This window comes from Flavitalea flava (assembly GCF_054461575.1).
The window spans coordinates 109,193-132,365 of sequence record NZ_JBTLQH010000003.1 but is presented as its reverse complement, the minus strand read 5'-3'; the positions used below and the strand labels follow the sequence as shown (position 1 = coordinate 132,365).

Here is a 23,173-nt window from a genome sequence, read left to right as displayed (position 1 = left end):
TTACTGAAACGGCAACCCCTGCCGCGTCCTAAACGTTCATTAATGGGTGGAACCCGGTTAGTGCGCATTCAAAAATTTAAACTGCTGTCAGCTTAATTCAAAACTACTGTAAGCTTATGAAATTGGCCAAATTAACCGTATTGCTGTTGTTGGCGTTCTGTCTGCAGGTTGCCGGCCAGTCAACGGGTCAGAACGTAACGGTACATGTATCCGATGAGAACGGACAGCCGCTGGCTGGCATTACCGTCCAGGTGAAAGGAACCCAGCGAAAATATGTCACCAATGCAACCGGGGATCTGACCGTTAATAATTTGCCGGCCGGTTCTGTCCTCATCTTCTCCGGCGTTAATATCGAAGGGACCGAACTGCCTGTAAATGGCAAAACAGAACTGACGGCCCGCTTAAAAAGAAAGATAGCCGCCCTGGAAGACGTTGTAGTGACAGGGTTTCAACGAATAGACCGCAAAAAGTTCACCGGTTCGGCAGTGACGGTGAAGGCTGACAGCATTAAGATCGACGGAGTTACCGATATCAGCAGGATGCTGGAAGGCCGGGCTGCCGGTGTTTCCATACAAAATGTATCGGGTACCTTCGGAACAGCCCCAAAAGTGCGAATCCGCGGGGCCACCTCCATTAACGGAGAAAATAAGCCCCTGTGGGTGGTCGATGGAGTCGTACTGGAAGATATCGTCAACGTTTCGAATGAGCAATTGACGAGCGGCGATGCCAGTACCTTGCTGGGATCCTCGGTTGCCGGTCTGAACATTAACGATATCGAGACTTTCGATATTTTGAAGGATGCCTCCGCCGCCGCGCTTTATGGGGCAAGGGCCATGAACGGGGTAATTGTTATTACCACCAAAAAAGGAAAGACGGGCACTCCCACTATCGCCTATACCGGGAATTTCGGGTACCAGATAAGACCATCCTATTCTTCGTATGACATTATGAATTCGGCAGACCAGATGTCCGTAAATGCCGAACTCGAGCGGAAAGGCGCCATACACTATCCTCAGTTGGTGAATGCCGCCAGCACAGGGATTTATGGCGAACTGGCCAAACTGTTGCAATACCCTGACGCCAACGGCAACTTTGCCATTGCCAATACGGCTGCCGGCAGGCAGGCCTGGCTGATGAAGTATGCCAATGTCAATACCGATTGGTTCAACCTGCTGTTCAAGAACTCGGTGACCCAGCAGCATACTTTAAGTCTGACATCCGGCAGTGAAAAGGCTCAGTCCTATTTCTCCACCAGCTTCTTCACCGATCCGGGTTGGACGGTCGCAGACAAGGTGAAAAGTTACACCCTGAATTTCCGCCAGGATTATACGCTTAACAACCGTTTGTCCTTTGGTTTCCTGGTCAGCGGCAATTTGCGGCAACAACAGGCAGCCGGAACGGAGAACAGGAATTCAAATCCGCTGGTTGGGGCCTATTCCCGGGATTTCGATATCAATCCCTTCAGTTATGCCCTGAATATCTCCCGGACCCTTCCCGCCTACAATGACGACGGGTCCTATAATTTCGCCACGCAGAATTATGCGCCATTTAATATCCTTTATGAATTAAAAAATAATTACACGAAACTGAACGTGCTCGATGGAAAGTTACAGGGAAGGCTATCGTATAAACTGACCCCCCACCTTTCTTACGACTTTATCGGGGCTATCCGTTATGCCAAGACCACCGAAGAACACGATGTGCTGGACAATTCCAATGAAGCCAACGCTTACCGTATAGGAGACCCCAATCAACCCGGATATAACAGTATCATCAATCAGAACAACCCTTTCCTTTACCAGGATCCTACCCTTCCCTTCAATCAGGCGGTGTCTGTATTACCCTACGGCGGTTTCTACAAGCGAACGGACAGAACCTTATCCAATTATACTTTCCGCAACGTGTTAAGTTATAACCAAAGTTTCGACGACAGGAAACATGTGGTAAGCGCCCTAATTGGTCAGGAATACAGGTCGGTAGACCGGCAAACGGCCAATAATGTGGGGGTCGGGTATCAATACAACACGGGCGGTACTCCCTTTGTCAATTATCTTTTTTTCAAAAAGTTGGTAGAGACCAATGACATTTATTATGGCATGAATAATGAGTATGACCGCACCGCAGCCTTTTTTGCCAACGGCCAATATACCTACAACAACAAATACACGGTCATGGGTACGGTAAGGACGGACGGCTCGAACAGATTGGGCAATTCCTCCCAGGCACGCTGGCTGCCAACCTGGACGGCTGCCGGCATATGGAATGTGGACGAGGAATCCTTTATGGAGGGGACCAAACCGACACTAAGCCATCTTATGCTGAAATCCAGTTATGGGCTGAATGCCAGCATCGGGAACGCCATCAATAGTACCACTATCCTCCGGTCACAGATTACCAACAGACAATATCAGCAGGACCAGCAAACGGCCATCAATATTCAGGACCTGCAAAACAAGGATCTGACCTGGGAAAAGAAATATGAGCTGAATGTGGGTGTGGATGTCGGTCTGCTGAATGAACGATTGGGTCTTTCGGTAGACTGGTATCATCGGAAAAGTTTTGATCTGATAGGCCTGGTGCGAACAGCCGGGATCGGCGGGGAGGTTTATCAATACGCCAATTATGCCGACATGAAATCCCAGGGGCTGGATCTATCGCTGACGGGAAAGATCGTAGTCAGCAGAAACTGGAGTGTTACCAGCACCTTGAATGTCGGATGGAATACCACGAAAATTACCAATTTGAAGAGCAGTCCCAATCTGTTTCAGCTAATAGGCGAAGGCGGCGGTCCGCAGCAGGGATTCCCCGTCCGGGGCCTGTTCTCTCTCGTTAATAAAGGCCTCGATCCCACTTACGGTTTCCCCCTGTTCATCAACGATAGCGGCAGGGTAAGCCCGCAAGTGAACCTGCAAAGCCTCAATACCTCCTATCTGAAATATGAGGGCCCTTCGGACCCGACGATTACCGGCGGATGGTCCAATTCTGTCCGTTACCGGAACTTTTCGGTGAACCTGCTGATCACCTATCAGGCCGGTAATAAGGTAAGACTCCGGCCTGTCTATAGTTCCGGTTACTCGGATCTGTTAGCCCTTCCGAACGAGTTCAACCGAAGGTTTGAATTGCCCGGTGATGAAAAACTGACCAATATCCCTTCCATAGCCATGTTCACGCAAGCAGGGTATTCATTACAGCAGCAATCCGCCTATCCTTACAATAATTACAACTATTCAGAAGACCGGGTGGCGGACGGGGGGTTTGTCCGGCTGAAGGCAGCGACCTTCTCCTATCAACTGCCGTCAGCTCTCCTGAACAAGGCCGGCATAAAAAGCGGTTCAGTGTCCATGACAGGGAATAACCTTTGGCTGATTTATTCCGACAGCCGGCTTCATGGCCAGGACCCGGAATTCTTTGGAACCGGAGGAGTGGCCTTGCCGGTGAACAAACAGGTTACTTTTTCCTTAAAACTCGGGCTTTAATCTGAAAATATCTTCAGTATGAAAAAATTAGTGTTCATTCTGTTTCTCGGGGGTCCGGCTCTTTATCTGACAAGCTGTAACAAACAGCTGGACAAACTTCCCGACAACAGAACCGTCATCACCAATACAAACCAGGTCACGCAATTGCTGACTTCCGCCTATCCGCATGCCAACTATATCTCCTTTATGGAGGCCATGAGCGATAACTCGGAAGACAAAGGCAGCGCACCCAACTCCGCCGATCCGGAATCCTATCAGATCAATTCACAGGCTTACCAGTTCCAGGATGTGACAACCGTAAGATACGATTCGCCGATTGCGTATTGGGATTCCTGTTATAAGGCGATTGCAACGGCTAACCTGGCGCTGACCTATTGCAACGGGCCGGATTCGGCCGCCTACGCAGCCCAGAAAGGCGAGGCGCTGGTGTGTCGCGCTTATGCGCATTTTATGCTGGTATGCCTGTTCGCCAAACCCTATGATCAGACAACTGCTGCTTCCGACCCCGGTATTCCTTATATTACCCAACCGCAAAGTACCGTATTCCAGAAATACGAGCGGGGCACCGTACAGTCGGTGTACACGAATATTGAAAATGATCTGAACCGCGGTCTGTCGCTTATCCAGGATAAGATTTACGGGACCGCCCCTAAATTCCATTTTACGCAGCAGGCCGCGCATGCTTTCGCGGCCAGGTTCTATATGTTCCTTCGCAACTACCCGATGGTGATCAGCCACGCCACGGCAGTATTCGGTACCGCCAACCCCGCAAGCCTGATCAGGGACCAGGTCACCAACTATGGTACGTTGCAATATGCCCAGCTGAGCATCAACTATGTCTCCTCTTCGCAGAATGCCAATATTCTGCTGCAGGAAGCCCAAAGCGCCTATTTTGACAGTTATGCCGCTTACCGGTTTGGGTACGGGCAGGGACTGAATTTCAATTTCTTCACTGCACCCAATGTCACAGGAGGGGACCTGGGCATCATCACCTACGGGGCTACTCCGCAGGTATTCAATTTCCCCAAATGGAGCCCCTATTATGTCGGCTCTTCCGTAAAAAATATCCGGTACGGGCTGATCCCTTTGTTCAGCATGGAAGAAGTGCTGATGAACAGAGCCGAAGCCTATGCCTGGATGCAGAATTATACGCCCGCCCTGGCAGATTTAAATGCCTGGGTGAGCAAGAATATAAAGAATTACAACCCGGCGACGCATAATGTGACAACCGCAAAGGCTACCAATTTTTACGGTGTACCCGCCGATATCGCCCTGGTCGAAACCGCCCTGGATTTTAAACGATTTACCTATATGCAGGAAGGTATCCGCTGGTTGGATGATATCCGTCTCGGTTTCCCGATCCTCCGGTATAACGGCAGCGACTTTTCAACGGTCATCGATTCGATAGGACCAGGTGATAAAAGGAGGGTATTGCAGTTGCCGCCGGAAGCCGTAGCGGCAGGGCTGGAACTGAATCCAAGGTAATCCTGGATATTATGACAATAAGACTTGAGGTAAACCATTCAATTTGTAAAACCGAGATAATGAAACTGATTTTAAGGATAATTCCGGTCATCTGCCTGAGCACCTTAGCCGGTCTGACATCCTGTAAAAAGGATTCTTTCACGCCGATCACCACCCCACCGGTAGGCCTGGGAGGAGACTCCTGGCAGCAGGATTCCATAGATAAATTCATCAATGACAGCCTGACGGTTCCCTACAATGTGGCCGTTTATTATAAATGGCTGCCGGGCCAGCTGGATTTCCCCAGCGATATCACCCCACCCGATGCGGCAAGGGTCGTTCCGGTGTTAAAGGCGCTGCTCAACGTGGCCTACGCCCCTTACAATCAGCAAACCGGAAGTGCGGCCTTCCTGAGACGTTATCTGCCTAAAGCCCTGGAGATGGCAGGCAGTGCGGAATACCTGCCGAACGGCGCACGGTTCCTGGGTCAGGCCGAAGGCGGAACGGCCATGCTGCTGTACGAGGTGAATAATTTCAGCCGTCTCAAGGCCGACTCCAATACGTTCAAACAAATGATGCATACGATGCATCATGAATTCGGTCATATTCTGAATCAGAACGTAGCCTACCCGGTTCCTTTCAAGACAATTTCCACCGGCTATACCGGAAACTGGTATAATATATCCGATGCTGATGCCAGGCAATTGGGGTTTATTACGTCCTATGCTCAGGCTGCGCCTGATGAAGATTTTGTGGAAATGATCAGCAGTATGCTTTCCGGCGGGCCGAGCGGACCTTCCGGCGGATACGATGAATATGAACAATTACTGACCCAGACCGGCGGACCCAATTCCACCGGTTACCAGACGATTAAAACAAAAGAAGCCGTTGTAGTCGACTATTTTCAACGGGTGTGGAATATCGATTTCTATGCGTTGCGGGCCAAATGCCGTACCCAATTTGTGAATTACCTGCAATAACACGTGTAAACCAAAGCAACATGAAAAGACTATTCTTCTATATACTTGCAGTGACGATGATCAGCATAGGCTGCCGCAAAACGGTCAATGATAAGATCGGGGGACAGACACCGGACCAGCGGCTATCGGCGGCCTTAGCCGCTTACCAGAAGAAGCTGACCGGCGCGCCTTATGGCTGGATCTTCCTGGAAAGCACTACAGGCGTAGCTTTCAACCAGGGCGTCAGTCAGAACGGCCCTAAGGCTGTATTCTCCTATTTTATGCAGTTTATCGATAGCAACAATGTACTCATGTTTTCCGATTTCGATACGTCGATGTCGGCAACACCCAAAACTTCCGGTTTCCGGGTTAAGGCATTGACCAGACCGGCATTGATCTTCGACACCTATAGTTATCTTCATGTCCCCTGCGACCCCGATCCAAGTATTTCGAGGAGTCCTTTCGGCACCGGTTATGGTTGGGGTACGGATTTCGAATTCTCCTTTGCAGACAGTACGGTGCCCACAGATGCAGGGGATACTGTCCGGTTGACAGGGAATCTGAACAGCGCCTCAGGGGTCCTGATAAAGGCTACACAGCAACAACGCGATGCCTATCTGAGCGGCGCTTTGAAAAGTCAGATGAGCGGTTTGCTGAATATCCTTGAATACTTCAAACGGCTTTCCTACAACGGAGTCGTGTATGAAATCAGGATCAATGCCGACAGGACCATTACCTTTACCTGGACGACAGGCGGACAATCCACTTCTCAAACAGTCAGCTTTTATACCACGGCTGCCGGAATTGTTCTTATCACTCCTGTTGTCAATGGCAGTCTGATCATCAACAGCCTGGATAATCTTACCTGGGATCCGGTTGGCTCCGTCCTTTCCGTTAGCATCAACGGACAACATGGATCTGTGGCTGGAGCCACAGCCCCGGCAAATAACGATATCAATGTACCGCAGCGGTGGTGGACTACTGCCAGAGACAACGGTTTATACTGGGCCTCCTTTTCAGGGTTTCACGTCAACGGTGTGGACGATGCCTATGGGGTAAGAAAGTTGTCCGATACATCGGGTATCTTTTATTACTATGCCTATTTCCCTGATTTTTTCTCCAACCCTGCAGATGCATTCCTGCCCATTAATGTCAAAGGCAACAGACTGGTGGCTAACGATTATTTCACTGCTGCCGGCAGCCCGCCTACTTTTACGGGGAACGGAAAGATTATCTTTACCGAACTGGGTTTTGTAGGGACTATTCCTCCGGGAGGAGCGGTGGACAAGTCCGATGCTTTACTATATGATCCGGCCGGTTTTTATCTTGTTCAAACCGGGCCATTAAGTTATGACATGGTCATCGCCACGAATGCAAGGGCCTGGATATCCTGGGTCTGGCCACAGTAGGACGCAAAGGCAGTATCCTGATTCCGGTAGGGTCATTCTTCTTTTAATCGATTCGCCGGATTTTCCAGGGCAGTACGAAAACCCTGGTAACTGACGGTTGTTATGGCTATGATAATTGCCAGTGCCCCGGCAAGGGTAAACATCCACCAGCTTATCTGAACATGATAAACTATATTGGAAAGAAAATAGTGTGAGGCCCAGATGGCGAAGGGCATAACTACCAGTAAGGCGATGAGCACGGGTTTCAAAAAGTCCCTGGAAAGGGAAAGCCACACGTTCCAGATAGTTGCACCCAGCACTTTGCGAATGCTCATTTCCTTACTACGTCTTTCGGCCAGGAAAACGGATAAACCAAATAACCCCAGACAGGAGATGAATATGGCCAAACAACCAAAAAGGGTGGCCATCTTTCCATAGGAAGACCATTCCTCGAACCGGCGTTGATAATCTTCTTTGGTAAAAGAGAAATTGACGGGATAATCCGGATTGATGGCATGAACCGTCTTTTCAATTTTTGCATAGGTCTGACGCCAATTCCCGTCATTGCGAATGCTTACATAAAAATGGTTTAGTCTGCCTGTGTTAAGATAAACTGCCATGGGAGCGATCCCCCCTGAGGGATTGTTGAATACGAAATTCTGAAAGACGCCAATTACCGGTTTGCCCCCGATCTTCGCTCCTATTACAGGTTCCTTTAGCCCCATTTTCGCTACTGCCGTCTCATTGATCAGACAGGCAGAAGTATCTGTACCAAAGACCGGATCAAAATCCCTTCCTTCTTTCAGCTTAATCCCCATCGTCTTTGTCCAGTTGTATTGCACCTCCGTAATTAGTATGGAAAGTTCCTGGCCAGGCTGTTTGCCGGGCCAATCCATCCCGGTTACACCGCCGCCGAACCCGAGGATATTATCAGCGCCCGCCGTTATATGATTAACCCCTGGAATTTTAGCCAGTTCATCTTTAAATAAGTTGAATTTGCCGGCGAGTCCATCGTCTGCCCTAATTTCCAGTAAATTATTCTGTTCATACCCTATCGGCCGGTTTTTGACAAAGTTTATCTGGGCATACAGGACAATGGTTCCAATAATAAAGCCTATTGAAATGACAAATTGAATGGTCACCAGTAATCTCCTGATCCCGGCTGCGCCCCTCATATCGGTCTGTATGCCCTTGATTACTTTTGCCGGTTTGAACCGGCTTAAAAATAAGGAGGGATAACTGCCGGCGACCAAACCGGTAATAAGACCTACTGCCGGTAAAAGCATCCACAATTGCCAGTTGCCAAAATCGAACGGTATGGGTTTTTCCAAAATCCCGTTAAGGAACGGGAGCATCATTTCCGCGAGCAGGACTCCCAGGGCCAGGGCCAGGAAGGTCATCATCATCGCTTCACTCAGGAATTGAAAGATGATCCGTTTGCGGGAGGCACCGAGAACCTTCCTTACTCCAACCTCACGGGCGCGGTGTTCGCAACGGGCTGTGGAGATGTTCATGAAATTAATGCAGGCGATCAGCAATAAGAATATACCCAGAAGCGCTAACATCCATACCATATTTATCCTGCCTCCATTTGGTTTTCCGTGCTCAAAACTGCCGTAAAGATGCATGCGGGTGAAAGGATAGACAAACAGGGAAACGGTCTTATCATCCGACCGTTCCTGCAGCATTTTGGTCAGTTTCGCATTCAATGCCGGGATATTGGCGGAGGGCTTCAATTGAACCCAGGTCTGGATCCGGTTGTCATCCCATTTTTTAAGCCAGTCATTCCCGCGTTCAAAGACCTGGAAAGGAAGAACCATATCGAACTGAATGCTGCTGTTGGAAGGTACATCACGCACTACTGCACCCACCTTCATTACCTGTGTATTATTCAAAACGATCGTTTGGCCCATTGGGGGGTTTTGCCCGAACAATTTTTTGGCCGTCCGTTCCGTGATCACCACAGAGCGGGCATCCCTGAGCGCCTCAGCCGGATTTCCCTCAAGCACCGGAAAACTCATCATTTTAAACAGATCCGGATCGGCATACATAACCGGTTCATAAGTGACCTTCTCCCCTGTTTTGACCAGTTGGTCGCCGGTATAAACCAGACGGGCCGCATATTTTGTTTCCGGGATTTCCAGGCGAAAAGTAGCGGCCATAGGCCCCGCCGTCGACTCACCGGTGGAGACCCCATCCATATGTTGCTGATTTTTTAACAACATATAGATATCCTCCCGGTTGGCATGAAATTTATCGTAACTGAATTCATCCACCACCACCAGCATAATGATAATACCCGTGGCCAGCCCGATAGCCAGGCCTCCGATATTGATGACCGAGGATATTTTGTTCTTTTGGAGGCTCCGCCAGGCCATATTGAAGTAGCTCTTTAGCATCTTGATTGAGGTTTAAAAAAAAATAAAGCTGTTGACGATACCCACTATTTAAAAAGCCAATAAAATGCCAGGTATTTAAGGGTCTAAAAATCAATAGAATAGCTAATGATCATTTCGGATTACTGTACGGTTGTGATACTGGGGTGTACGATGAAGGAGTAACAAAATCCTTGTTTGGTTGATATACTCATAGAATCAATCATTATTCACTTGTTCACAACAAACCCCCAAAGTATGAAACAAACTTTACCCACCGTTCTGTTGTCCCTGATAAGTACCCTGGTTCTTGCCCAGGAGCCTGCGCAAAAATCAGTAACCCTGTCCATTGAAGGAGGAAGAAGTTTCGGTTCTCCCGCCTTACAAAAAGAGGCGTTGATCGGTAACGGTTACCAATTGAGCGGCGACATTTTTGTTCCGTTGTTACGCAAAGGTTGGGATGGATCGGTTAAAGGCAGCGGCAAGTTTGCCCTGGGCATTATTGCCGGCGGAGCTTATCAAACGGCTAAAAATATAAATCCGGATGCTGCATCCATACAAGAAAAATATAAATTATACAACGGGAAGCTGGATGTAGCGGGCACTCAAAATGGTTCGTCCAATAGTCATGGTTTTATTGGTTTTGCCGGTCTTCAGGCGGATTTTCCTGTAGGAAAATTAACGATTTCACCTTCTGTAAGCGGCGGTTATTTTAGTTTAACCAGGGATGGATTTACGCAAAGCAGCCAGGTAATGGTTAATGGGAATAGCCAAACCGTGGTCTTGTCCGCTTCCGCAAAAGAGAAAAGCACGGGTTTTATTACCATCCCCAAATTAAAGCTTGGTTATTACCTGACCGAAAACCTAAGTATGTATGCAGCTTGTGCCCTTAATGCAGGTCCCGGGATCAACAGCACGAAAAGTTTCCTGGTGCCCTCCGGCGGTTTCAATGAAAAAAATACCTATGAGCCTATGCAACTGACTTCCGGCAAGATGTCCCTGGACGGAGGATCAAAAGACCCTGCTCATCTTACTACCAACGTTAGTATAGGTTTTAGCTGGGGTTTTGGAAAGAGCAGGGCCAGACATTATAAAGGAAAAATCATCAAAACAGGGGATAATGGTATGATGCACGGAAAACAAACACAGGGTGCCACTTTTGGAGAGAAAGTTAATCAAGGCCTGCATGCCGCCGGATCAGCCGTACAGGGTGGTGCGCTAGTCGCTGGAAATCCTATCGGAGGAATTATTGTAATGGGCGGGAAAAATCCCGATGCCGGTACAATCTCTTTTGTTACCAATAGTAAGGGTGAGTTTGAATTTAATGCAGCAGAAGATGGTGACTACCGGTTTGCTGTGGCCAGTCCAGGGCAGCCCATCGGAGGAATCGTAGTAAAAGGTGGCAAGAATCCCGGAGGGAGCCTGATGACGGTCACGACCGATAAGGATGGATCGTTTCAGTTGAATGGGCTGAGCGCAGGGAATTATCGTTTCACGATGACGGCCCCTACCACCTCCCCCGCCAAAAGCATAAACGAGAAGGGAATTAAATAATTTACCTGGTTGATAAACAGCGTTACTCTTTTATAATCCGGATACCCGGCGGCGCATCGATAGCCGAGGTTATTTTTCCATCAGCCTGGCGCATATGTTTTATATGAACCACTCCCAGCGGCGTGGGGAAATTACCTTCTGCAAAACTAAGGTCACCCAGGTGCGGGACAATACGGAGCACGCGGCAACCGGGTTCGACGACCGTGACCCCGAGTATATGCTCCGTAATCCAGGCGGTCGGACCGGATGCCCAGCCATGACAAAGGCTGTGACGAAAGCCCTTATAACAATAGGCGCCGTAATCACCGTGGATATCTTTTTGGGAGCCTGCAGGCAGTTCGTCGATTCGGGGCGCTCCGGGAATCCAATCCATATTAAAATCCTCCCAGAAGGTCGTTGCCCCCATCTTCAGCATGGCTCCCCAATAAGTACGGATATCATTTATGGCACCCTGGTAGTCAGCAGCAAGAGCCTTGGCATGTAGCATATAATAGCCGAAGAAGGTTGAATAATTTTTAACCCCGCCAACGGACAGGATCTCCCGGTCCACCCGGTCTGCGGGCACCAATCCTGACAGGGCCAGCAACGCGCCTGCCTGTTTGGATCCGACTGCATCCGGGACATATTGTTTCAGCTTCGTGATCGAGATTTCACAGGTCTTTGCCGTGGCATCATCCTGTAAGGTCCTACTGAGGTCCGCTCCTGCCTGTAACGCCAGAATGAGCATCCCTTGCAGACCTGCATGGACGGCGGCCTTATTATCACTGGAGGGCCAGTCGAGAAAACGTGTACCGTCATCGAGATTTTCTTTTCCTTGTGCATCTATCTTCGTGGAAAGATGTTCGAGTAACCCACGCAGGTATACGGCTTGCTCCTTCAGATAAGGCAGGTTACCCGTATGCATGTACCAATCACGCTGGATGATGATCCACCACATGGAATAGGCTACCATGCCGTTCATATATTGGGGTAAGGGAGTAATATCGCGGGCCAGGTCAAGGCTATGAGGCACCACTTCATTATAACCGAATACGGCAGAGATCGTGGACGTCTCGGGATGCATGTCGCCTACCCATACCAGCCGGTCCCGTTTGATGCCATCCCAGAGATAATCCTGCATGTTGAGATGCACGGTGTATGCTCCCGTCAGCCAGATCCTGTCCAGGACTTCGTCGCTGGAATGGAAGGATCCCAGATAGGGAATATCCCGGTATATGAAAATAGCCCGCACTTCCTTAAGTTGGAGTTCGGTATTATCATCCAGCAGGTCGATGCGGACGAAACGAAAACCGGTATTTCCAATCTCCAGTTTGCCCAACCAGGGTACCTGCACGATCTCGTCGCGCATGGCATGGTCGTTGGTGGCATTCTTCACCGGACCTATATCGCTCATCGCCTCGCTGACGGATTCGCCGAACCGTACCCGTAACCGGACAGGTTTCCCGGATTTGAACATACCGGTGACCAGCTGCAGACCGCCATGCAGTTCTTTGCCAAAATCGAAGAGCAAGGCGGGATGTAAAGCAGCCGTACTTTTCAGGATACACATATCCTTATTCGACAGATCGGCCTGCCCATTGCCCGGGAGCAGGAAACGTTCCGCATTGACGATCGCCTTGCCCGCTCCGGCCGTACGCCAAAGAATACGGGTCGGCGACAAACAGATCCTTGTCGTGGGCGTGCCTTGCGCCGTGGCCATGCGGGTCTGATCGAAGACGGGCGGAAGCTGCGATTGTGTTTGTGCTTGGAGTGATAGTGTGCCCAAAAGAAGAATGGCCGCAGCCGGGACAAGAAAGAAATTGATCAAATACCCGGTCTTTGATGTTCGTAGAGCCATACACATTATTTTACGCTTGAGATTCTGTTATGGTTGAAATTCGGTTACTGCTTAGGTTACTGCTTCAGTTATTCCTTCGGTTGCTGTTTCGAAATTACGATTCCATCTCCTGTGAAACGCGTGATATCGTCCCTATTCCGGTCTTCGTAATTAAAAAAATGGCCCAGGAGGCTCCAGCCCCAGAATGGATTCAGGCCCGTGCCGGTGCCTGATTCGGAATGATAATATTCACGGTTGCCGGCATGTTGAATGAGGTCTTCGGTTTTCTGCGCCAACAGGGAGGCCAGGTCATTATAACCATAATATTTCAGGCCATGGAAGAGCATATAATTGGTAGAGATCCACGTATTCGCCCTCCAGCTGCATCCAAGATCGCTCGCCATCATCTTTTCCGAATAGCCGGGCTCGGATCTGGCCAGTGCGGGTACGGGCCAGGGACTCCAGAACTCGCCCGGGTTCATCAGCTGATCATAGATCATCCGTCTCGCCTGCTCCGGGGTGGCAATGCCCGCCCAAAGGGGGGTAAACCCGGAAATACTTTTTACCCATATCTTTTGGTCGGTTTTATAACGGTTATCATAAAAAAAACCTGTTTTTTCATCCCATAATTTTGTGCGGATGAGCCCGGCCTTTTTCTCCGCCCTGGCCCGGTATCCGGCGGCCAGTTCTTTTTTCCCCCTGCGTTCCGCGATTGCGGCAAAAGCACGCATTTCCTTTACCAGGTAACAGTTCAGATCGACGCCTTCAGAGGTCCGGTCTCCCCACCAACCTGCCCGCTCATGCTGATTATCCATCCCCGTATGAGGCGAACTCATCCACTCGCTCAATCCATTTCCATCTCCGTCCATCTGATCGAGCCAGTAATCGAGATATTTTTTCAACCGGTTAAAATAATTGTCGTTCAACCATTGTGCCTGGTTATACTTGTCCATCACGAGGATCGAGATCTGGCAAAGAAAAGGTTTCAAATGCTCCCGGTCATGAAATTCATTACCCGGAACGGATCTGACAATAAACCCGTTTTCTTTCTGGTGATCCAGGAATATGGTGATGCCATTGATGATCCGGTCGGCCGGTTTGCCCATATAGATCTGTACGATGGATTCAAAATACTGATCCCAGTCATACAAGGTTTTGTAATCATACCCGGTAAAATAGGTTTTCCGGGTATCGGTATCCAGCTGGATACCTTTCTCCATCAGTGAATCTTCTGCGTGAAGTTGTTGGTGCAGCTTTAGCAGGGACGTATCATGCAGGTAGAAATTATTCGGTTGCCGGGAATCGGGCCTTTGGTTACTGGATTGTGCAAAAATTCGCAAGGGAGTGATGGATATCCATGCGAGAAGAATGAACAGAATACTGGGAGGCAGGCATTTTGGGAATCCGGGCATCGTTAGTTTTATTTGGGGCAATCTAGACAGAAGATCCTGATTAAGCGTCATGCTTCATCCTGTTCCGTCTTGTTCCATCCTGAAGGGTATACATGACGAGTTTCCGGGGAATTATCCGTCTTGACTATTCTTCTATTCGAGGCAGTTCATTTCTTATTCAACCGGTAACATTTTGCCGGCAAATCGGGATGATTTTCCATTCCCGGACCGGCGTTCCCCATTTCAAGCCATAGCCTCTCCCCATCTGCATTAGATCGGATCATGCGCATATCCGGCGGTCCTGCAATCCGCAATATTCCTGGTATTTTGCCCGCTAAAACGACAGGATAGAACAGGATACGGACCAGAACTATTCCTTCTACTTTTATTCTTTAATCGCCGAAGCGTCATACTGAAAATTGAACGTCCATACTGAAATAAAGGATTACCATTTTTTAACCAATCAAATTGCTTGTTATGTTGAAAATTCTCTTACGGCATTTCCCTGTTATAAGAATATGCCTGCTTTTTTCCTGCATCTTCGCCGGGCATGCTGATTCCCAGGCCCAGGACACCCATCCCACTATCAATGGTACTGTTCTATCTGCTACCGACAACAAACCTCTATCGGGCGTTTCCGTGCAGGTGAAAGGCACCAGCAGGGGAACTACTACTGATAACGATGGCAGATATTCCATCCAGCTCAACAAAGGAGAAGTACTTGTCTTCAGTTACCTGGGGAATATCAAAGAAATAACCCTGGGAAGCCAATCTTCCATAGATATAAGTCTGCCTACGGCTGCCAAAAAAGGACTGGACGAAGTGGTGGTTATCGGGTACGGTTCCCAGCGAAAAAGCGATCTGACCTCCGCCATTACTTCCGTTAGCGGAAAAAAGCTGGAAGGAATGCCGGTACAGGGAACTGAATCACTGCTGCAGGGCCAGGTAGCGGGTCTTACCGTGACCACGGACGGCGGAGAGCCGGGCAATAACGGCAAGATCAGGATCAGGGGTGTCGGAACCTTTGGCAATAACAATCCCCTTTATGTAGTGGACGGAATCCCCGTGAACAACGGTTTGAATTTTCTGAATCCAAATGACATAGAAACCATACAGGTTTTCAAGGATGCTGCAGCGGCAGCCATTTACGGGAACCGCGCCGCCAATGGAGTTATTTATATAACGACCAAAAAAGGGCGGGCGGGAAAAAGACAGATCAATTTCGATTCCTATTATGGATCGGCCACCAACGGACGGGTCCGCAGGATGGCCAATTCGCAGGAATTTTTTGATTATGTAAAACTAAAAGGGGAAGATGGTCCCTTAGCCAATCTGTATAGTCAGGGTTATAAGACGGATTGGGTGAAAGCCATCACCCGCACCGGGCAAACCCAGAATTACAACCTGGGCATCCGGGGAGGAAATGAGGATCATACTTATTTTACCAGTGCGGATTATTCCAAAGTCCTGGGTACACAGCTTCAGTCCGATAATGAACGGTTTACCGTAAGGCTGAACAGTACGCATAAATTATTCAGTTGGTTCAAACTGGGCGAAGACCTGGCCATTTCCAATGAAAAAAGACATAATAACAATGTTTACGGTCAGGCCAGGAATGTTCCCTCTATCGTACCCGTCTATAAAACGCCGGCCGAGATTGCCGCGCTCGATCCAGGGGTCCGCGATCTAAACCAGTATTTCGACGTGGCACAGGCGATCAATATCCTGAACAACCCCGTTGCCCAGACTGCACGGAATAATGGCACCAACCATTGGCTGAGTCTCTATGGCAATGTAAACGGCGAACTCGATCTCGGGAAAATTTTCCGTCCCCTGAACGGCCTTAAATTTACCTCTACTATCGGATTTGAACGTATCGATAATGATTATCACAGTTTCTCTCCTGTTTATTCCCTGGGAAGCAGGGATTATTCGAACAAGACAGGGGTTAATGACAACTATTCAAAATACTTTCACTGGACCTTCAACAATTTCCTCAGCTATACAAAGACCATTCAGAAACATACGATCGGTATAACGGCGGGAACGGTAGCCGAAGAAGAGACGTCGAATTATTTCGGCGCCAGTGCTTCCACCGGTATTTCCAACGATCCCTTTCTGCAGGTCCTGGATGCCCAGACACAGGACAAGAACAATGGCGGCAGTGCATACCGGCATGCCTATTCTTCTTATGTCGGACGCGTCAACTACAACTATGACGACCGATATCTTTTACAGGCCAGTATCAGAAGAGACGGCTCTTACCGGTTTGCTCCGGATAAACGCTGGGGAACTTTTCCTTCCGTTGGCCTTGGTTGGCATACCTCCAATGAAAAATTCTTCAACAGCCTTAAGAGCGGCTTGCTAAGCGATCTGAAATTACGCGGAAGCTGGGGACAACTGGGTAATGAAAAGATCCAGGCAGATTTCCCTTATTTAGCGCAGATCGCCGGTACGACGAACCGGGGTTATGTGCTGGGCGGAGCAGGTGGCGATAATTCCAGCAAGGTCTTTGTCCAGGGTTATGGCCCCACCAATGCAGCCAATCCGGCCCTCACCTGGGAAACGACAAGTTCCACGAATATCGGCGCCGATTTTGGTCTGTTAAACGATAAGATCCACCTCAGCATCGATTATTTTTACCGGTATACCAAAAATGTGCTTTACCAGAAAACACTTCCGCTCTATTCAGGTATTCCTGCCTCAGATGGCATTTCACCCGTGACCCAATGGGTTAACGGCGCAGAAATAAATAACCGGGGCCTGGATATTACGGCGGGTTATACCAGCACCATTGGTAAATTAGGTTTGGATCTTGGATTCAATATCTCGATGTATAAGGCAAGAGTCGCTAAGTTGGCGGACAATATCCCTATCCAGGTAAATGACGAACGTATACCGACCGTTATCCAAATGAGAAAAGGGGATCCCCTTGGGGCCTTTTACGGTTATGTCGTACAAGGTTTTTACAATACCACCGATGACCTGAAAAATAAGTCTGGTAATGAAAGGCAGGCTGCTGCACAGGTGGGTGATTTTAAATTCGCAGATCTCAACAACGATGATATCATCAATGACAAGGACAAATCGGTGATCGGCGATCCCAATCCAAAATTCACCTATGCGCTTAACCTGAATTTATCCTACGGAGGATTCGATCTCAAAACCCTTTGGACAGGCTCCTATGGCAATAAGATCTATTCGATCGGCGACATCTACCTGTCCGGCTGGGACGAAGGCGGCCCGCAGAATGTCTGGGCGGATGTAGCTCCTAATTCCTGGACAGCGACGCACAACAATGCCATTTATCCGAAAGTAAGTCCTGGGGGCACCAAACGAAATTTCGAAAAAGGGCCTGTCACCACCAGTATACAAAGCGGTTCATATTTCCGGTTAAAAAATCTGCAATTCGGCTATACCCTGCCCGATAAATTTCTTCGAAACGCAGGCATGTCCGGTTTGCGTATCTATGTTTCTGCAGAGAATCTTTTTATCCTTACCAAATATAAAGGCGATGACCCCGAGATCGCCAACGGAGTACGTCTGAATGTCAATGAAGGCGGCCAGGGCAACAGCCCGAGTTATATCATGGGCCTCGATTATGGAGATCGTTACCCGATACAAAAAACCCTTACCGTAGGGCTGAGTGTCCGGTTCTGATATAACGATGATGGATAGTTAACATATAAAATGAAAAAAAATGAAACAGTTTACCTATACGATACGCGTATTTCTTTTTTTACTGCTTTTGGCGGCAGGTACTTCCTGCAAAAAATCGTTCCTGGATTCCGCACCCTATGCCGTCGTGACAGACAAGAATTTTTATCTGACGGCGGATCAATGCACCGGAGCGGTTATGCAGGCCTACAACCGGACCGTACACCTGGGCCCGATCTATTTGTTTATCCGCCATGGCCTGAATGAATACGCCGGGGACGATCTGCTCCGTAATTACACGGATGATTTCACCGTCTGGAATAATTTCAGCCCGGATAATGTACAGTTCCTGTGGGGCTGGAAATATTGTTTTCAGGGAATCTATCTGTGTAATTATTCCCTGGACAAACTAAAAGATGCCCCTATTCCACAGGCCACCAAGGACGGTCTGTCTGCGGAACTCAAGGCCATCCGGGGACTGATGTATTATACGGTGGCCACCCGGTGGGGAACCACCCCTGTCATTACAGATGTCTTGCCGATCACTCAATATTATACAGTTAAATTCGCCAATGCAGAAGAGGTATATGCCCAGGTGATCAAAGATTTCACGGAAGCCATCCCCAACCTGCCTGCCAGCTGGGATGCGGCCAATAAAGGCCGGCTCAGCCAATCAGCCGCTAAGTTTATGCTGGCCAGGACCTATATGCAGCTGGCCGGTTATCCGATCAATAAAACCGAGAACTGGCAAAAGGCCGCCGATGTGCTTGCCGATTTTGTTCCCAAGGATAAAAGAGCAGGTTTTAACCTGGACCTCCTGCCCGATTATCAAAACGTATATGATAAAAAACACGACCAGGGTATTGAATCCATTTTTGAAGTCAACGAAATGTATTATCCAGCCGGAGCAGGCATCAGCCTGGAGGTCGGAGCGCCGGGTAATTTTTTCCAGGTTTTCGAACAGCCAGATATGTATGAAGGTTATGGTGGCAGGGACTGCCATACCGCCGATCTTTATGATGAATTCGAAACAGATGGCAGTGGCCAAATCATCGATAAAAGATATACCTATACCATGCTGGAACCGGGAGATGTCTTTTATGTGACCTCCAAGGGAGATACCATGCTGCACAATTCGACCAGCAGAATGGTGATCCAAAATGTAAAAGTGGATCATTCCAACAACTCCCTTTCCTATGACCTGAAAAGTTCGGACAATGCGTTTACCGGCACCATCTGGCCAGGGAAAAATCAACAATGGTATCCGAATTATAAATATCTTCGGAATGCCAGGGAAAGAACGGGCTATCTGAACAATGCCGGCCTTTTCGGAGAAGACCTGAATATGAAATGGATGCGTTTTTCGGATGCCATCCTCAATTATGCGGAATGCCTGAACGAAACAGGCCATACGGCAGATGCCGCCACCTATGTTAATGAGGTAAGGACCAGGGCCAATAACAGCCAGTCAATCGACCCGAGACGAATCTATCAGAAGACGATCGTCACCGGCACCTTACCGATGGTCAGCCCGGGTTTGTCTCAAACAGACATGCGGACAGCCATTCAGCATGAGTCCCGCGTGGAACTGGCAGGGGAAGACTGGCGTTATGAAAACTTGCGCCGCTGGGGGATAGCCGCAGACCGGTTACACCAGATGGCGGCTAAATCGCCCACTATCGTAAGCGGCATTGCCAATCCGGCGAGTAAATATATTAAAGGAGCCTGGGATTATTTCCCGGTCCCCACGAATGAATTTAAACCCTGATACCACAAAAATGAAAGTATCGATCATTCAACGATTTTTTTTACAGGGAGTCAGCACTTTTGCGCTGGCTTCCTTCTTTCAGTTCAGCCAGGCACAGACTTCCTTTACCCGGGTATCCGATATAAAATTGGCTGAAGGATTCCGGCTTCCGCCGGACTCTCTTCAAACCAGCGTATACTGGTACTGGATATCGGATAATATTTCCACCGAAGGGGTGATAAAGGATCTGCAGGCGATGAAAAGCGTGGGCATCAATCGTGCCTTCATCGGGAATATAGGAATTCCGGAAACACCCTATGGAAAGGTGAAATTATTTTCTGACGAGTGGTGGGAAGTAATGCATACGGCGCTGAAAACGGCAACGGATCTCCATATTGAAATTGGCATTTTTAATAGCCCCGGCTGGAGCCAGTCCGGCGGCCCCTGGATCAAACCAGCTCAGGCCATGCGTTATCTCAGCTCTTCGGAATGGATGGTAACCGGCCCCAGGCAAATCGATCAACAACTTGTCCAACCGGCGGAAAATTTCCAGGATGTACGGGTGCTTGCTTTTCGTGCACCCAAGGATTATACTATGGATGGCCTCGATACTACAGCCATTATTTTTCCGGAAGGCGGGGATCTTACCCTGACACTCGAAAGGAAAAACACTTTTACAGCCAGGAGCCTGGTGATCTGGCCCGGACAGCACAGGATGAAATTAGAGGGCGAGATACAGGTAAAGGATGGAAATCAGTATCGCACTATCCGGAATTTTGTTATCGACCGCAGCAATGATGAATTAAATACCGGCTTCGATCCCTATGGGCCAGGCGCTATTTCTCTGCCTGCTACCAAAGGAAATAGTTTCCGGATCGTTTTTCACCATAGCACCAAAGGAAGCGGTATAACGAAATTAAAAATAAGGGCCTCGCCGGTTGTTGAAAATTATATCGAAAAGACCCTGGGCAAAATGTACCCGACCCCCCTTCCCTACTGGAAGGAATACCAGTGGCCGGCCCAACCGGAAGTGAAGGAGCCCGGTCTGGTGATCGATCCGAAAGGAGTAAGCGATATTTCTTCGTCTTTGTCAACGGAAGGGGTTCTTCATTGGCAGGTGCCTGAAGGCGATTGGGTGATCCTGCGTACAGGTATGACACCCACCAAGGTTACGAATGGTCCTGCTACTCCGGAAGGCAGAGGGCTGGAGGTCGATAAAATGAGCAGAGAACATGTTGCGGAACATTTTAATGCTTTTCTGGGAGAAATACAAAGACGTATACCCGCGCAGGACCGCAAGACCTGGAAGATCGTCGTAGAAGACAGTTATGAAACAGGCGGTCAGAACTGGACGGATGGATTTATAGAAAAATTCAATCAGCAATATGGTTATGATGCCCTGCCCTACCTGCCGGTATTTACGGGTAAAGTCGTCGGGAGTGAAGATGCCTCCGATCGTTTCCTCTGGGACGTCCGACGCTTCATTGCCGACAGGGTATCCTATGATTATGTAGGGGGGCTTCGGGAAGTGAGCCATCAACATGGCCTGACTACCTGGCTGGAAAACTATGGTCATTGGGGATTCCCTGGCGAGTTCCTGCAATACGGCGGTCAGTCCGATGAAGTAGCCGGAGAATTCTGGAGTGAAGGCGAATTAGGCAATATCGAGAATCGTGCCGCTTCTTCCAGTGCACATATCTATGGTAAAACCAAAGTCTCCGCTGAATCCTTTACGGCAGGCGGAAAGGCATTTGCCCGTTACCCGGCGATGATGAAACAACGGGGTGACCGTTTTTTTACAGAAGGCATCAATAATACCCTTCTGCATCTTTATATCCAGCAGCCGGACGATCGGGCTCCCGGGATCAATGCCCCTTTCGGCAATGAATTTAACCGGCATAATACCTGGTTCCATCAATTGGATCTGTTCACACAGTATACCAAACGATGTAATATGCTTTTGCAGCAAGGGATCTATGTGGCCGATGTCGCTTATTTTATCGGGGAGGATGCGCCAAAAATGACGGGTATACGCGACCCCGAATTGCCGAAAGGGTATTCCTTCGATTATATCAATGCGGAGGTTATCGAAAACCGTCTCACGGTAAAAGACGGAAAATGGGTGCTTCCCGATGGATTGTCCTATCGTCTCCTTGTTCTTCCACCGCTGAAAACCATGCGTCCTGCCCTGCTTCGCAGGATCCGTGACCTCGTCAGGGAAGGCGGCATCCTGTCAGGGCCTTCACCTGAACGCTCCCCCAGCTTGCAGGATTACGGCGCAGCCGATCAGGAAGTAAAATCCCTGGCGGGCGATCTATGGGGCAATATTAATGGGAGGACAGTTACTACGCATGTATATGGAAAAGGGATGGTGATAGACGGCCTGGACATGCAGGCTGCCCTCGATCTTGTCAAGGTGGTTGCGGACTGTGGAACGACAGGGGATGCACCTCTGCTTTTTATTCACCGGACTACGGCAGACCGGGAAATTTATTTCCTGAGTAATCAATCGGATAAGGCCCTTTCCATAGCCCCAACTTTCCGGACGCAATATACCGCTATTCAGTTATGGGACGCCGTGACGGGAGCCATTCGTGATTTGCCGGGTTATGTGCAGCAGGGGGGAACGACTACTGTTCCTATACGGCTGGAAGGTTATCAAAGTGCCTTTATCGTACTGGCCAGGTCGAAAGAAACTACCGGGGAAAAGACTACTGTTGACAGTCCAAATGGAGAAAAGGGGAAGAAGGAAAGATCAGCACAGGTCTTGCAATCAGCTCCGAATTTGGCCCTGAATTTCCCTGAACCCTTGCGGGTGACAGCTATCTCCGGTCCCTGGTCCGTCACCTTCGACACGGCCCAACGCGGTCCTCTTCAACCGGTGGCCTTTGACCGGCTCGTGGACTGGACGAAAAGACCGGAGGAGAATATCCGGAACTATTCTGGCACAGCCGTTTACCGGAAAAGTTTTACCCTGCAAAAAACCGGGAAAGGCGAAACGGTAACCAGGAAAGGCGAAACGGTTTTTCTCGACCTGGGCATGGTCAAAGCCATGGCGAAAGTAAAAGTGAACGGAGTTTATGTGGGGGGCGCCTGGACCCCTCCCTACCGGGTAGACATAACCCCTGCGCTGAAGACCGGCGAAAACAAACTGGAAATCGAAGTGGTGAATACCTGGGTGAACCGGTTGATCGGAGATACCCAATTACCGGAGGAACAACGAAAGACCTGGACGAGTATCAATATTTATAATTCCAAAAGTGTTTATGAATCCTCTGGATTATTAGGGCCGGTAAAGTTGGAGACCATGAGGTATTAAGTCTTTGGGATAACGAAAAAAGGTTAA

11 protein-coding genes are annotated in these 23,173 nt (G+C 49.0%); 8 read left to right on the top strand and 3 right to left on the bottom strand.

Annotated elements, in window-relative coordinates:
• Nucleotides 1–116: 116 nt before the first annotated feature.
• Genes ACX0G9_RS05125 through ACX0G9_RS05110 form a run of 4 tightly spaced genes read left to right on the top strand, consistent with a single transcriptional unit; the run spans nt 117 to nt 7,308 of the window.
• Nucleotides 117–3,476, top strand: a complete 3,360-nt coding sequence (locus ACX0G9_RS05125; RefSeq protein ID WP_459063784.1) for a SusC/RagA family TonB-linked outer membrane protein — start codon at nt 117–119, stop codon at nt 3,474–3,476.
• Nucleotides 3,477–3,494: 18 nt separating this feature from the next.
• Complete coding sequence (locus ACX0G9_RS05120; protein ID WP_459063783.1) at nt 3,495–4,961, top strand: RagB/SusD family nutrient uptake outer membrane protein; 1,467 nt, start codon at nt 3,495–3,497, stop codon at nt 4,959–4,961.
• Between the two features lie 59 nt (nt 4,962–5,020).
• Nucleotides 5,021–5,920: a putative zinc-binding metallopeptidase gene (locus ACX0G9_RS05115; RefSeq protein ID WP_459063782.1), complete on the top strand. Its 900-nt coding sequence runs from the start codon at nt 5,021–5,023 to the stop codon at nt 5,918–5,920.
• A 20-nt stretch (nt 5,921–5,940) separates the two neighbouring features.
• A complete protein-coding gene (locus ACX0G9_RS05110; protein ID WP_459063781.1) occupies nt 5,941–7,308 on the top strand; it encodes a DUF4302 domain-containing protein in 1,368 nt (455 codons plus the stop codon).
• Between the two features lie 32 nt (nt 7,309–7,340).
• On the opposite strand, the gene ACX0G9_RS05105 is transcribed toward ACX0G9_RS05110, so the two are convergent.
• Complete coding sequence (locus ACX0G9_RS05105) at nt 7,341–9,686, bottom strand: ABC transporter permease (protein ID WP_459063780.1); 2,346 nt, start codon at nt 9,684–9,686, stop codon at nt 7,341–7,343.
• Nucleotides 9,687–9,920: 234 nt separating this feature from the next.
• On the opposite strand from ACX0G9_RS05105, the gene ACX0G9_RS05100 reads away from it, so the two are divergent.
• The gene (locus ACX0G9_RS05100) at nt 9,921–11,216 is read left to right on the top strand and encodes a carboxypeptidase-like regulatory domain-containing protein (RefSeq protein ID WP_459063779.1); all 1,296 of its coding nucleotides are present in this window, start codon (nt 9,921–9,923) and stop codon (nt 11,214–11,216) included.
• Nucleotides 11,217–11,238: 22 nt separating this feature from the next.
• Here the strand turns inward: ACX0G9_RS05100 and ACX0G9_RS05095 are convergent, their stop codons facing one another.
• Nucleotides 11,239–13,053 (bottom strand): alpha-L-rhamnosidase-related protein, encoded by a 1,815-nt coding sequence (locus tag ACX0G9_RS05095; protein ID WP_459063778.1) that lies wholly within the window; start codon nt 13,051–13,053, stop codon nt 11,239–11,241.
• A 68-nt stretch (nt 13,054–13,121) separates the two neighbouring features.
• The gene (locus ACX0G9_RS05090) at nt 13,122–14,444 is read right to left on the bottom strand and encodes an amylo-alpha-1,6-glucosidase (protein ID WP_459063777.1); all 1,323 of its coding nucleotides are present in this window, start codon (nt 14,442–14,444) and stop codon (nt 13,122–13,124) included.
• Between the two features lie 456 nt (nt 14,445–14,900).
• Here ACX0G9_RS05090 and ACX0G9_RS05085 point away from each other — a divergent pair, with 456 nt between their 5' ends.
• Genes ACX0G9_RS05085 through ACX0G9_RS05075 form a run of 3 tightly spaced genes read left to right on the top strand, consistent with a single transcriptional unit; the run spans nt 14,901 to nt 23,146 of the window.
• Nucleotides 14,901–18,083 carry a SusC/RagA family TonB-linked outer membrane protein gene (locus ACX0G9_RS05085; protein WP_459063776.1) on the top strand — a complete coding sequence of 1,061 codons (3,183 nt, stop codon included), beginning with the start codon at nt 14,901–14,903 and terminating at the stop codon, nt 18,081–18,083.
• A gap of 40 nt (nt 18,084–18,123) precedes the next feature.
• On the top strand, nt 18,124–19,848 hold the full coding sequence (locus ACX0G9_RS05080; RefSeq protein WP_459063775.1) for a RagB/SusD family nutrient uptake outer membrane protein: 1,725 nt from the start codon (nt 18,124–18,126) through the stop codon (nt 19,846–19,848).
• 10 nt (nt 19,849–19,858) lie between these two features.
• A complete protein-coding gene (locus ACX0G9_RS05075; protein WP_459063774.1) occupies nt 19,859–23,146 on the top strand; it encodes a glycosyl hydrolase in 3,288 nt (1,095 codons plus the stop codon).
• Nucleotides 23,147–23,173: the final 27 nt, after the last annotated feature.

Bases quoted from the DNA above. Each gene is read 5' to 3' on its own strand.
- ACX0G9_RS05115 (WP_459063782.1), top strand. From the start codon at position 5,021: ATGAAACTGATTTTAAGGATAATTCCGGTCATCTGCCTGAGCACCTTA.
- ACX0G9_RS05080 (WP_459063775.1), top strand. From the start codon at position 18,124: ATGAAACAGTTTACCTATACGATACGCGTATTTCTTTTTTTACTGCTT.
- ACX0G9_RS05105 (WP_459063780.1), bottom strand. From the start codon at position 9,686: ATGCTAAAGAGCTACTTCAATATGGCCTGGCGGAGCCTCCAAAAGAAC.
- ACX0G9_RS05125 (WP_459063784.1), top strand. From the start codon at position 117: ATGAAATTGGCCAAATTAACCGTATTGCTGTTGTTGGCGTTCTGTCTG.
- ACX0G9_RS05075 (WP_459063774.1), top strand. From the start codon at position 19,859: ATGAAAGTATCGATCATTCAACGATTTTTTTTACAGGGAGTCAGCACT.
- ACX0G9_RS05095 (WP_459063778.1), bottom strand. From the start codon at position 13,053: ATGGCTCTACGAACATCAAAGACCGGGTATTTGATCAATTTCTTTCTT.
- ACX0G9_RS05090 (WP_459063777.1), bottom strand. From the start codon at position 14,444: ATGCCCGGATTCCCAAAATGCCTGCCTCCCAGTATTCTGTTCATTCTT.
- ACX0G9_RS05110 (WP_459063781.1), top strand. From the start codon at position 5,941: ATGAAAAGACTATTCTTCTATATACTTGCAGTGACGATGATCAGCATA.
- ACX0G9_RS05085 (WP_459063776.1), top strand. From the start codon at position 14,901: ATGTTGAAAATTCTCTTACGGCATTTCCCTGTTATAAGAATATGCCTG.
- ACX0G9_RS05120 (WP_459063783.1), top strand. From the start codon at position 3,495: ATGAAAAAATTAGTGTTCATTCTGTTTCTCGGGGGTCCGGCTCTTTAT.
- ACX0G9_RS05100 (WP_459063779.1), top strand. From the start codon at position 9,921: ATGAAACAAACTTTACCCACCGTTCTGTTGTCCCTGATAAGTACCCTG.